The organism is Paenibacillus chibensis, assembly GCF_004001045.1.
In the GTDB taxonomy this organism is placed as follows: Bacteria; Bacillota; Bacilli; order Paenibacillales; family Paenibacillaceae; genus Paenibacillus_AQ; species Paenibacillus_AQ chibensis.
The window spans coordinates 103,990-116,846 of the sequence record NZ_BIMK01000010.1 but is presented as its reverse complement, the minus strand read 5'-3'; the positions used below and the strand labels follow the sequence as shown (position 1 = coordinate 116,846).

The 12,857-nt window shown below is 49.3% G+C and carries 10 protein-coding genes; 7 read left to right on the top strand and 3 right to left on the bottom strand.

The window, feature by feature from the left end; genetic code table 11:
* Window positions 1–225: 225 nt before the first annotated feature.
* The 5 genes from PCH05_RS10370 (at window position 226) to PCH05_RS10350 (ending at window position 7,532) form a co-directional block, all read left to right on the top strand.
* On the top strand, window positions 226–3,000 hold the full coding sequence (locus PCH05_RS10370; RefSeq protein WP_127602310.1) for a CHASE3 domain-containing protein: 2,775 nt from the start codon (window positions 226–228) through the stop codon (window positions 2,998–3,000).
* A gap of 173 nt (window positions 3,001–3,173) precedes the next feature.
* On the top strand, window positions 3,174–3,683 hold the full coding sequence (locus PCH05_RS10365; RefSeq protein ID WP_127602309.1) for a PadR family transcriptional regulator: 510 nt from the start codon (window positions 3,174–3,176) through the stop codon (window positions 3,681–3,683).
* A gap of 192 nt (window positions 3,684–3,875) precedes the next feature.
* Complete coding sequence (locus PCH05_RS10360) at window positions 3,876–5,291, top strand: spore germination protein (protein ID WP_127602308.1); 1,416 nt, start codon at window positions 3,876–3,878, stop codon at window positions 5,289–5,291.
* Window positions 5,292–5,305: 14 nt separating this feature from the next.
* Window positions 5,306–6,391, top strand: a complete 1,086-nt coding sequence (locus PCH05_RS10355) for a GerAB/ArcD/ProY family transporter (RefSeq protein WP_127602307.1) — start codon at window positions 5,306–5,308, stop codon at window positions 6,389–6,391.
* Complete coding sequence (locus PCH05_RS10350) at window positions 6,384–7,532, top strand: Ger(x)C family spore germination protein (protein ID WP_127602306.1); 1,149 nt, start codon at window positions 6,384–6,386, stop codon at window positions 7,530–7,532. Before PCH05_RS10355 ends, PCH05_RS10350 begins: the two co-directional genes overlap by 8 nt.
* 61 nt (window positions 7,533–7,593) lie before the next feature.
* Here PCH05_RS10350 and PCH05_RS10345 read toward each other — a convergent pair whose 3' ends face one another.
* The gene (locus PCH05_RS10345) at window positions 7,594–9,738 is read right to left on the bottom strand and encodes a YhgE/Pip domain-containing protein (RefSeq protein WP_127602305.1); all 2,145 of its coding nucleotides are present in this window, start codon (window positions 9,736–9,738) and stop codon (window positions 7,594–7,596) included.
* A 129-nt stretch (window positions 9,739–9,867) separates the two neighbouring features.
* Window positions 9,868–10,395, bottom strand: a complete 528-nt coding sequence (locus tag PCH05_RS10340) for a YfiT family bacillithiol transferase (protein WP_127602304.1) — start codon at window positions 10,393–10,395, stop codon at window positions 9,868–9,870.
* A 205-nt stretch (window positions 10,396–10,600) separates the two neighbouring features.
* On the opposite strand from PCH05_RS10340, the gene PCH05_RS27890 reads away from it, so the two are divergent.
* Both PCH05_RS27890 and PCH05_RS10330 read left to right on the top strand, forming a co-directional pair.
* A complete protein-coding gene (locus PCH05_RS27890) occupies window positions 10,601–10,831 on the top strand; it encodes an RNA polymerase sigma factor (RefSeq protein WP_127602303.1) in 231 nt (76 codons plus the stop codon).
* Window positions 10,828–12,117, top strand: a complete 1,290-nt coding sequence (locus PCH05_RS10330) for an MFS transporter (protein WP_307719526.1) — start codon at window positions 10,828–10,830, stop codon at window positions 12,115–12,117. Before PCH05_RS27890 ends, PCH05_RS10330 begins: the two co-directional genes overlap by 4 nt.
* On the opposite strand, the gene PCH05_RS10325 is transcribed toward PCH05_RS10330, so the two are convergent.
* Complete coding sequence (locus PCH05_RS10325) at window positions 12,069–12,815, bottom strand: polysaccharide deacetylase family protein (protein WP_127602302.1); 747 nt, start codon at window positions 12,813–12,815, stop codon at window positions 12,069–12,071. The two genes, PCH05_RS10330 and PCH05_RS10325, sit on opposite strands and share 49 nt — an antisense overlap.
* Between the last annotated feature and the right edge of the window lie 42 nt (window positions 12,816–12,857).

Genomic DNA, 12,857 nt, shown 5'->3' with positions numbered 1-12,857 from the left:
GGACTTCCCCCTGGGCAGGTTTTTCTATAATCATGGAGCCATTAACCTTTTTTATCAAGCTGCCGCGTCATTCAAAAGATATCATTATACTTACATATAAAATAGTGATAATATTTTCATTACAGCAGTTTGAGCCAAAACTTACAATTTGGTTGATTATTCAAACGGCAACTACTAGAATATTGCAGTGAGCTTTTAGAAGATCATTGGGTGGGGGGGTTGCAATTGCAAAAAAAATTAAAGTTGAACATAGGCTCCAAAATCACGCTCGGCTATATTTTTATTATCGTGTGCGTCGGCGTTTTTTTGTTTGTTGTGACAAATAGGGTGGCATCGCTTCAGCATGAGACGGATTTCGTGAGCCAGCATGATATTGAGGTTCATGATCTGGCGAACAGCGTAGAGAAATCGCTCCTGGATATGGAAACCGGCCAGAGGGGATATGCCATTACGGGGGAAGCCTCCTATCTCGATCCTTTTAATGAGGCAAGCGAAGCATGGGAAATGAACTATAACAAGCTTTATCAGCTATTGGCTGATAACCCGTCACAGCAGGAGAATTTAAAAGACATTCGGACAAGCATCGACAAATGGATTGAAATTGCCGGCAATCCCGTCATCGAGATGAAGAAGGCGGGCAGGGAGAATGACATCAAGCAATTTTTCAAAACGGATCCGGGTAAAATCCAGATGGATTCCATCCGCAATAAGTTTAATTCTTTTCTATCGACGGAAAAGACACTGACCAACGAACGTGTACAAAATCTGGCCGACAGCAATAATAAGCTCATTACGACGATCTACATATTATGGGCTATCGTTGCCGTGCTTTCCATTCTGGTCGCGGTTACGATTTCCAGAAACATTGTGATGATCATCAAAGATGTTACGCTAACAATTAAAGAAATGGCATCCGGCGGCAGTCTGGACCGAAGAATACAGGTTCGCTCGAATGATGAGATCGCCGAGCTCGGCCGTTCAACGAACGATTTGCTTGAGGTTGTACAGAAGCAGGGGGAACTCAAAGACCAAGTTGCCTCATTATCGGCGATACTGCAAAACGAAACAAGCATTCAAAGCCTGAATGAACAAATCGTAAATCGTTTGGCGGATGTGCTCGGAGCTCCATATATCGCGCTTTACACCGCTCAGCAAGATGGGTTCGAGTTGTCGGCCGCTTATGCCGCCGATGAGCAAGAGAATACAGCCAAACACCGTATCGCACTTGGGGAAGGACTGGTCGGCCAATGTGCGAAGAATCGGCAAACCATTGTCCTGGACCAAATTCCGGACAACTACATCAGGATATCTTCCGGGCTCGGAAGCACGCGTCCTTCTTATTTAATTTTGGTCCCTTTTGTATATGAAGGCAAAACATTAGGAGTTGTTGAGGTCGCTGCACTCCGGATGCTGGATTCGCATCGCATGGATATGCTGAAACAGATGGTTGAAATGTCCAGCATTACGATGCACAGTGTCATCAATCGTATGGAAATTCAGCGCCTGTACATGGAGGCTCAAGCGTTAAACGAGGAGCTGCAGGCTCAATCCGAAGAGCTGCAGGTGCAGACGGAAGAACTGCAGGTGCAATCCGAAGAACTGCAAATGCAGACGGATGAACTTCAGTCCTTGAATGAAAAGCTGGAAGTGCAGAAGGATCAGGCGGAAAGCGCAGCTATTGAGTTGGAGAAATATGCAGGAGAGCTGAAGACCAGCTCCAATTACAAATCGGAATTTTTAGCGAATATGTCGCATGAGCTTCGAACGCCACTGAACAGCATGCTGATATTATCCCAGATTCTGGCTGAAAATCGTTCGGGTAACCTAACCGAGGAAGAAACGAATTATGCATCTGTCATCCATTCATCAGGGACGGATCTGCTTCATTTGATCAATGATATTCTTGATTTGTCCAAGGTTGAGGCCGGGAAAATACAGCTTGAAATTTCTGCGGTGAATATCAGGGAATTGCCTGAATCGATGGAACGGTACTTTAGCAAAACGGCGGAGAACAAATCGGTTGAATTCAAATGTGATATTGCTCCCGACGTTCCGGATCTGTTCTATAGCGATGAGCTCAGGCTGCACCAAATTATCCGGAACTTGCTGTCCAACGCCTTCAAATTCACGGAGCGCGGGGAGGTCAACCTGAGTATCTCCAGGCTTGATTCGGTGAAAACCAGCGGATTCTCCATTCCGTCGGAAACCCTTGTCTTTGCCGTTCGCGATACGGGAATCGGAATTTCGGAAGACAAGCAGAAACTGATTTTTGAAGCCTTCAAACAAGCGGATGGAGCTACGGCGAGAAAATTTGGAGGGACCGGCTTGGGTCTTTCCATCTCGCAGCAATTTGCCCAGCTGCTCGGCGGCGAGCTGACTGTGCAAAGCGTGCCGGGTATCGGCAGCACCTTTACGTTGTATCTTCCTTGCACAACGGAGCATGTGGATGTTTCGCCGATGATGCTGATGCATTCGGAGGCGGCCGTGGGTGCCGCATCCCAAGCGGCGTGGCATGACGGAAGCAATCCGTATTCTGCCGAAGAACTGGCAGCCCGGGTACCGGCGCCTAACCACATGGTGGAGGAGCCGCTGATCCTCGAGGAAACGGATCTGTTCGACGGCAAAAAAGTGCTCGTCGTTGATGACGACATCCGAAATGTTTATGCGCTTGCCAACGCGCTTGAACGATATAATATGAAGGTCCTTACAGCTCAAAACGGTTATGAATGCCTCGATATTCTACAATCTGAGCCGGATATAGCCATGATCTTGATGGATGTCATGATGCCTGAAATGGATGGCTATCAGACCATGAAAAATATCCGCGGCACGCTTGAAATGAATGAATTGCCGATCCTGGCATTGACCGCCAAGGCGATGAAAGAGGATAAAGACAAATGCCTCGCTGCAGGTGCTTCGGATTATTTGAGCAAACCGCTGAATATTAACGAAGTGATTGCGCGCATGAAGGTCTGGATGACCAAAACGCAAATGGAATAAAGCAGGAAAAGGGCTGTCTCAGGGTTGTTACCCGGACAGCCCTTTGTTTGTTGTGAGAGTAAGGCTTAACCATGTAAGGCTATAAAGTCTGGGCAGCGAACAATAAATTTTTGACCTTCTAGTCAAGGATGACTATACTTAATAATAGGACAAGAACCAAAGGAGCATTAAATATGGATGAACGCGAATTGCTCGTTCTGGGGCTGTTAATGACCCAAAGCCAGCATGGCTATCAAATTAACGATTTTATAGAACGAAATTTGGGGCAAGTATCCGATATGAAAAAAGCGACAGCCTATTCCATTCTGAAGCGCCTTGACAAGCAAGGCTGCGTGGACGTGACCGTCGAGCAGGAGGGCAACCGCCCGCCCAGACAGATTTATTCCATCACCGATCACGGGAAAAAGGAGTTCTACGATTTACTTCGTTCCTCATTAGCTCACGCAGAGAACGTTACTCCTGCAGGTGAGATCGGTTTAATGTTTATAGACCATCTCTCCCGGAATGACGCCAGGGAGCTGCTAGAAATTAAGCTTGATAAAATGAACGAGCTGATCGAAACCTTAACCAAGATTCCTCCCCATGAGGAGGGGATTGGTGTTAATCTGTCCTTCCGCCACCGGCTTGCTTTGCTGGAATGCAACCGCAAGTTCCTGCAGGAAACGATAAAGGAATTGCAGTAATCATAGATATCATGTAGATTTTGAAATTAGCTTAAAACCGCAGCGATGCTGCGGTTTTCTTTGTTTTCAGAGAGTTAAGCCCCGGAATCCATCGCAATTGTTGAGCAATTCTGCCGCTATCCTACGTATATTTTTCCAGCCGCTATGCACACTAACCTTGTCTAATGTTTCCAAAAGAGAGGAGCTGGCGGCATGAAGGAAAACCCTGCACCAAGCCTGGAATACATTCTTCATGAATTTGATCAGTGCGTCGATCTGATTCATCGGAAATTTCCGCTTCTTGCCGCGGATATCTTATATTTCGATCATTTGATAGACAAGAATGAGCTGGAAAGAGAAATATTACAACCCTTCGCCAACGTTCAAGCCGATGAAATGGGTCCGCTGCTGTCGGGATCCCCATTCAATGCCTCTTTTAACAGCAAGGAAATTGTTCTTGGCATCTTAAAAGGCGATGCTGCCATATTCCATGATTCATGCGTTTACCTGGTTGCCTTATACGGTCCAAGCAACCGTTCCATAGAGCAGTCCGAAACGGAAACCGTTATTATCGGTCCCCACGATGCCTTTACGGAATCAGCCTTTACCAATTTGTCCTTGATCCGCCGCAAACTAAGAAGCTCCCATCTGAAGGTGATTCAGTTATCTGTCGGTGAAGTGGTGAAGAGTGATGTTTTTGTGCTGTTTATCGAGGGGATTGTGAATATGGAGTACGTGAATGAGATGATTAAACGGATACGCGATATAGAAGTCGATATCATCTCAGACAGTAATATGCTGGTGCAGCATATCGACGATTATCCCAATACCATTTTCCCGTTGTTTTTAACTACGGAACGGCCGGATGTGATAGTCTCGAAGCTTTCCGGCGGACGCCTTGTCGTCATTATGGATGAGAGTCCTTCGGTCATCTCGGGGCCCACATCGCTGTTTGAGTTTTTTATGTCGCCGGATGATTACTACCAGCACTGGGTGATTGGAACAGCGACGCGGATTCTGAGGTATATCGCATTTGTCATCACCATTACGTTTACAGCGATTTATGTATCGATTACGACCTACCATTATGAGATGATTCCGGAGAACCTGCTCTATACGCTCATCGAATCCCGCAGCCGTGTTCCTTTTCCGCCGGTGTTCGAAGCGCTCCTTATGGAAATCACGATCGAGCTTTTACGTGAAGCGGGAGCACGGTTGCCCAGCAAAATCGGCCAGACGATCGGGATTGTAGGCGGTATCGTGATCGGGCAGGCCGCGGTGCAGGCCGGCTTGACAAGCAATATTCTCATCATCGCCGTCGCACTGTCCGCAATCGCGTCTTTTGTTATCCCCAGCTATGTGATGAGCGCATCAATCCGGTTTGTGCGATTCTTCCTTATCATTCTGGCAGGCATTTGGGGGAACTTCGGCCTGATGATCGGAATTTCGGTGATTGTCATTCACTTAACCAAGCTAACGAGCCTCGGATCTTCGTATATTACTCCGATTGCGCCGCTGAAGGTCAATGACTGGAGGGATATTTTCATCCGCGGTCCGTTCTGGATGCTGAAGGACCGGCCTTCGCAGTCCCGGACCCGCAATAAAGTGCGCAATAAAATGAAGCGGTAAAGGAAGGCATTCATATGAAAGAGAGACTCTATGCATCCCATATCACCTTGCTTGTGTTTATGATCCAGACCGGCGTGACAGCGCTCAGTCTTGCGCGATCGGCGGCCATGTATTTCGGTACAAACGGCTGGATTTCCATCTTGATATTGGGCGGCGTAGCTTCGGTCAATATTATGCTGATTGGGATCGTTAACCGGATGTGTGGCGGCGAGTCGGTATTCGCGGTGATGGCAAAATCGTTACCGCGTTTCGTGACGATCCCCATCTATCTGGTGTTCACGGTCTATCTGGCTCTTATTGGCTGTATGGTTGGCAAACAGTATATCCATATCTTTCAGCTGATCGCCTTTCCCACGGCATCCACGTTCATGCTCAAGGCCTGCTTCGATCTAATGGTTATCTTCCTCGTAACGAAAGGGATATACAATATCGGCAAAGCAGCGACCGTCTTTTCCATTTTGATCCTATGGATGGTCTTCTTACTGTTTGCTTTTTCCAATGATTTTGAGTTTGACCGCATGTCGCCGTTCGTGTTCAAACAAGGACATCATATGTTGAGAGGCGCCGTAGATATGTTCGCCGCTTTTGCCGGCTATGAGCTGATATTATTTGTCATGCCTTATGCGGACAAGTCCAAGAAATGGATCCGATCCGTTCAAACCGGCAATCTCATGACAACGCTGACGTACTTCTCGTTTGTGTTCATCAGCTTTGGCTTCTTTAGCCTTGATCAATTGAAAATCATGCTGTATCCGTTGCTGGACATGCTTGCATATATACAGCTTCCCTTCGTGGAGAGGCTCGAAAATTTGCTGTTCAGCTTTCTGCTGTTCACGGTCGTTATCACCGTCGGAATGTATATTTGGTCGGCATGTGAATCCGCCCAGCAAGTATTTCCAAAGGCGAATCGCAACGTTATGGTAGTGTTTATCGTGTTTGTGAGCTTTCTGATTTCGATCCTCCCGGATACGCTGTTTCAACTGGAGCTGGTGCTCAAATATTTGACTTACGGCGAAACGGCGTTTTCGTTTGGATTTCCGTTATTTTTGATCCTGCTTCTGATGATTCAAAAACGATCGGAGGTTAAGGCCCGTGCGTGATCTGCAGCTCAAAAGGTTTGTCTGGCTTCTGGTCATTTTGGGGGTCGTTGTTAGCCAGACCGGGTGCGCCCGCAGCCAGAGAATACTGGAAAAGCTGGCGATTAATCATACCCTTGGCTATGATCTTGATGATGACAAACAGCTGTACGTCACGGCGGCGATCATCAACCAAGGGGAGGGAGGAAGCGAGGTTAAACAGGAGCTGATAAGCACGGAAGCAGATTCGAGCAAAGAGGCCAAAATCAAGCTCTCCCGCCAGACAAGCCGCAGTATTGTGAACGGTCAGATCCGAAACACGATGTACAGTATTGATGTAGCCCGCGAAGGAATCCGAAAGCTGATCGAAAATCTGGTTCGTGATCCTTCCATATCGCCCCGGGTAAAAATAACAATCGTTAACGGTTCCGTAAAAGAGCTGCTGGAAAGCAAGTTTCCCGATCACCCCAATACGAGCCAGTACGTGGACCATCTGCTTCAGAAGAACTGGAAAAATCAAAACATTCCTCAGGTTAATGTGTATCAGTTCGCGAGAGACTATCTGGAAGATGGCGTCGATCCGGTGGCTCCGGTTGTCCGCAAGAAAGGAGACAGTGTTGTCGTGGACGGATTGGGATTATTCCGCGATGACAAGTATGTAGGAAAATTAAGTCCGGATTATAACATGCTGTTTGCCATGACGAGGGGAAAGTATCGGCAGGGGGAAATATATATCAAGCTGGATCAGGAGAAATTGGACGGCTCCGTCATGTTGGGAACGGTGAGCAGCGATAAAAAATTCAATGTCCGGCGAAAACGGAACGGGGGCTTTATCGTTGAGCTGTTTCTGCAGGTCAAGGGAGACATCATGGAGTATAGCGGGAAGGTTCCGCTGGATAACCCCAAAGACATTCGGGTGATCGAGAATGGAATTTCCGCATATATCTCGGGCAAAATAGAGAAAATGGTCAACATCATGCAGGAAAAACGTTCCGATAATGTCGGTCTTGGCAAACAGGTTCGCAACAGACTCAGCTATGCGGAGTGGAAGAGACTGAACTGGGAAAAGGTATACCCTGAAGTGACTTTTCGATGCATAGTTCATACCAAAATCAAAAGCTCGGGTGAAATCCTGGAGATTCCGCCCCAGAGCAGCGAAAAATAAGAAAGACGCATTCCTGTCCGGATGCGTCTTTCGTTTTGAAAAGAAATAGACCTATCCTATTTTAATGAATCAGCTTGCTCTCCTTGGCTTTTTTGACAAGACCTGCCGCAAGCTGATTGATGATGCCTTTTAAAGCAAGTCCGACGATCAAGGTAATGGCCGCAAATATTCCCATGATGATCAGATCGTTCCGGACGATGCCCCAAATGATACCGCCCACAGACTCACGCATCATGCTGATACCGTAAGTAAACGGCAGAAAGGGATGGATCGCCCGGAAAAAAGGAGGCGTCGTCTGAATGGGGAACGTTCCCCCGGAACCTGCCAGCTGCAGGACCAGCATGACGATGGCCAGCGCTTTGCCTACGTTACCGAACACCGATACCAGCGTGTAGACCATCAGCATAAACACGGCGCTGTTGACCAGACCGAATACGACGAACCAGGGCTTGTCCACGACATAGGTTCCCAGCACGAACATGTCTCCCGTAGTCACGCAAATCGACTGGAGCAGGGCGAGCGTCAGAAAGGTCAGGAACCTGCCGAAATAAACCTCGTAGCTCTTGTAAGGATTCTCGTCGTGTACCTCGGTCGTCACCAGAGACACAAGCAGCGTGGCGCCCACCCACAAGGCAAGCGTCGAGAAGAAGGGCGACATGGCGGATCCGTAATTGGGAATCGGGTACAGCTGATTTTCCTTTAGAACGACCGGCTCGGCGAAAAACTGGCTTTCCAGCTGGAAATTGTTTTTCAAAAGCCCGATGACCTCCTGCAGGCTCCCTTCGGATTCAAATTCGCGCATCCGCTGGGCCAGCTCGGAAATTTTGGCCTCGACCGCAGGCAGCTCCTTTTGAATTTCGCTCACCTTTTGCGTGCCGATGGTCAGCCCTTTGGAAGCATCGCTAAGCACCTTTTGTACATCGGGAACGCTTTTAAGCGCATTGTTTAAAACGGTTTGAGTTTTAGCAGCGGTTTGCTGCGCTTTTTGCAGACCGCTCAGAATAGCGGGCTGAATTTCGCTGTCATATCGGCCGATGATATCTCCCAGGATTTTTGAAGTGTCCCCCGACACCTGATTCAGCCGGTCCACCAGATCGGCAGCTGGCTTCTCGCCTTTCTTGACGGCGCTGCTGATGCTGCTTACGAGCGTCTGCTGCTGTTTCATCTTGTCTTCAACCTGTCTCAGCTTGGTGCTGACGAAGCCGATGCGGTTGCCCGTTACTTGATTGAGCTGATCAAACCAGCCCACGAGCTGGCTTTGGACTTGGAGTCCTAGCTCCAGCCTCGAAGTAACATGATCCAGCGTGTCGGTAACCACGGACGGGTCGATGTTCGGGTCCTTCAGCACGGAGGTTAGCTGCTGCGTCGATTGCGCCGTCTGCTGAAGCAGCAGCAAATCCTGCTTGACGTTCGGACCGATGTCCTTGGCTGCACCGGAGGCGGCGGACAGAAACGTATCCAGCCCGCCGGCGAATGCCTGACCATTTTTTGCGATATCGGTGACGAGCGGCAGGTTCTTCTGCGCCGCTGTGACCAGCTGATCGGTTTTATGGATGTCGTCTATGGCAACCTTCACGGCCTGGTTGATCTCCGGAAAGTTTTTCTCCAGCCTGAATACGAGCGTCCGGACTTTTTCGATCGTCGGCAGCTGCTCCTGCAGCTCGATCCCAAGCTCATTGAAAATTTTGAAAATGGTGCCGTTGGCCGTCTTCACGAAGTTTTTGCTGACTTCCTGAATGATGCCGCTTGCTCCGGATGAAGTGATTTTCGGGGAGACGGCATTGATTTTTTCATTGACGTAGTACAAAATTTCCGCTTTGGTTGGATTATCGGAAAGAACGGTGGCAATGGTGGCTGAAAAGCTCTCGGGAATGATGATGCTCGCGTAGTAATCCCCGTGTTTCACGCCTCGCATCGCATCCGCCTCGCTGACGAAGCGCCAGCCGAGCTTATGATTGTCCTTCAGGGAGTTGATCACCTCGTTGCCGAGATTGATCGCTTTGCCTCTCAAGGTCGTACCCTTGTCATTATTGGCTACCGCGATAGCGATATCGCCTGTGTTGCCGTAAGGATCCCAGGATGCCTTGATATTAAACCAGGCATACAAAGAGGGCAGCATGACCAGTCCAAGCATGATGACCAGTGCCGCCCAATTGGTGATAATATTCCGGATGTCCCTGCTGAAAATGAATGCAATATTTTTCATGAGATCGCCTACCTCGCCTGTAAAACGGTTTTTGTTAGTATTTCATGGGACGGAAGGGAGCATACCCCTTGGTCGAAATTCCCTTGATTACCCACAAGTTAACCGTCACAGGCGAGAGCGAAACGCCGTTTACCAATCCATGCGCCGGCTCAGCGACGTAATATGAGCGAGATGATGTCGCCCGTGCCATGTGTAGAGCCCGAGGTGGCGGTCGAGTCTCGTTTTGCCGTTAACGGGATGAACATACGTGCGCTGCCAATCGCTTTCTTTGAAGTTTTTAAAGAGCAGCACCATGCGCGCATGAATGCCGTCCAGTATTTTGAGCGAAACTTCCGGCGGAGGAAGGAGTGAATCCGGGAGCTCCGCCCATAGCGTCTCTTCGTAGGGCTTGATGACGGGTTCTTCTTCTGTCAGTGCAAGTTTGATGCGGAGCAGCGCATTCATATGACTGTCCGCCAGATGATGCACCACCTGTCGCACGTTCCAGCCGCCGGGGCGGTAAGGCGTATTGAGCTGTTCATCGTTTAAGTTTTGAATGGCTTCCCGGACCTGGCCCGGGAGGGCGCGGAGCTGATCGATCCAGTAGCTGCGGTCGGCGGGACTGATCGTTTCGGCGGCTGTGAATTCACCAATCGGATAACGCAAATCTGAACTCATAACATGTACCTCCTCGATAAGTAAGTATGATTTCCATCCTCGTATGTCCTGTTATTATTATATGGCTGAGCGTCACGTAAAACGAATGTTTTCACAACTTTAACATAACGGCGGCTGATTCTACAGGAATTTTTTGGCCGTCAAACCAAACGGTTGACTCGCGGAAAGCGTATAGAAGGTGAGCTGGTAAGGAGGACGTAAAATTATGGACATGCAAGCATTATCCGAAGAGGAAGCAAGGGCTTTATATGAAACGCATTCGCCGTATGTCTACGGGATTGCATTCATGCTGACGCGTTCAGCCGCGGCCGCGGACGATATCATGCAGGAAACATTTCTGTGCGAATCCGAATCCCGCTGGATTGGTCTAAGCCATAAAAATGCTATATCCATAATTTCCCGCCTCCATTATAATAGGGAGCAACATCTGACTTGAACGGAGCGCGGGTACACTTGAAATGGAACCGGTCTTACTGGGTATTCAGCATTTTCTTCTTTGTTCACTATTTCGGCTTTTCTTCGGTCATGTCCCTTTTCGGCATTTGGCTTGGACAAGCGGTGGGACTGGATGGAACCGAGAAGGGCATCGTGTTTGCGATCAATTCCCTGGGAACGCTGTGCTTCCATCTATTATACGGATACATTTCGGATAAAATCGGACTTCGCAAGCATTTGCTTTCGGTCATCATCGGCCTTTTGATGCTTGCGGGTCCTTTTTTTCAGTTCGTCTACAGCCCGCTGCTGCACAGCAATATCTGGCTCGGGGCTTTGGCGGGGAGCATATACATAGGGGCAACCTTCAGCTCCGGCAATGCGTCGATCGAATCCGTTATCGAGAAGATCAGCCGATTGAAGGCTTTTGAATACGGAAAAGCAAGAATGTTCGGATCGCTGGGATGGGCCGTCGCTACCTTTTTCGCAGGCCAGACCTTCAACCGCAATCCGAACTGGAACTTTTGGATCTGTAGCTGCACGGCTCTGCTGCTGGCTTTTTTGCTGCTTCGAACCAAGCTCGCAAATGCATCCGCGGGGGAAGAGGGCAGCGGCGATGAGCCGAAATCCTCCGAGCCCTTCCGATTCGCCGATATCGGCAGGCTTTCCCGCAATCGGAAATTTTGGGCGTTCATACTGTATATTGTTGGCGTGATGTGTCTTGTTCCGGTTTACGATCAGCAGTTTCCGGTATACTTCTCCTCCTTGTTCGAGACTAAAGAAGCGGGCAACCGCATGTACGGCTATCTCAATAGCGTGCAGGTGTTCGCGGAGGCGCTCTGCATGTTTCTTGCGCCTGCATTGATCAATAAAATAGGCCCCAAACGGGGCCTGCTTCTCGGAGGAGTGCTGATGTTCATTCGGATTTCGGTTTCGGGCATGGTCGACGGTCCGCTGGAGGTCGGAGCAACGAAAATGATTCAGGCGCTGGAACTTCCCGTGATGCTGATCTCCATCTTCAAATACATTCGTTTGAACTTCGATCTTCGCGTTGCTTCAACCCTGTACCTTGTCGGTTATCAATTTACCGGTGCGCTTGGCGGTTCCATCATGTCTCCGCTTGCCGGCAGCCTGTATGACCGCATCGGATTTTCACACACGTATTTGTGGATGGCCGGTTACGTGCTCCTGTTTACGCTGATTGCCGCGTTTGCCTTATCCGGGGGTGAGAGGGAGACGGGTCAAGGGATGTTGTACCGCGCCAGCTCGGAGACGGTAACGAAGCGGTAGCCTCTTTTTTTCAGCTCGGGTAAAATTTCCTTCAGCGCGTCAATGGTTTGCGATTGGCCCTCCACATGGTCATGCATCAGGACGATATCGCCGTTGCGGGCGTTGCCCAGCACCTTTTTGACGATTTTACCGACGCCTGGTCGGTTCCAATCCCATGTATCCTGATGCCAGGACCACATGACGACCAAATATCCTTCTTTTTTACAGGTCTCGATCATCCGGTCGCTGTAATAGCCTCCAGGCGGACGGAACAGATAAGACCTTTTTCCTGTGGCTTTGAAAATGGCGTCCTGGGTTCGACTGAGCTGCCCGGTGATGCTTTCCACAGAGCTTCGACGGTTAAAATAGGCGTGATCATAGGTATGGTTGCCGAGCTCATGTCCCTCCGCTACCGCTCTTCTCGCAAGATCCGGGTTTTTCTCCACTTGTTTGCCCACCACAAAAAAGGTTGCCTTCGCATCATATTGCTTGAGCAAATCGAGAATATGCGTCGTTTCTTGGGGATCCGGCCCATCGTCGAAGGTGAGGGCAATGACCTTTTCCTTATTGGGAATTTCCCAAATCACGTCGCCTCGCTGCTCATAATATTCCCTCCCCCGATTCCCGGAAGGGGATGCAGCCGAGACTGGAGAGAGGAGCTCCAATGCCAGAGCAGCCGCGCAAGCGGCAAGCAGGGAACGGCGTATGTAAATATGCATGTTTAACCTCCTCTTATCATGTTGGCCGTGCCGCACCCGTCC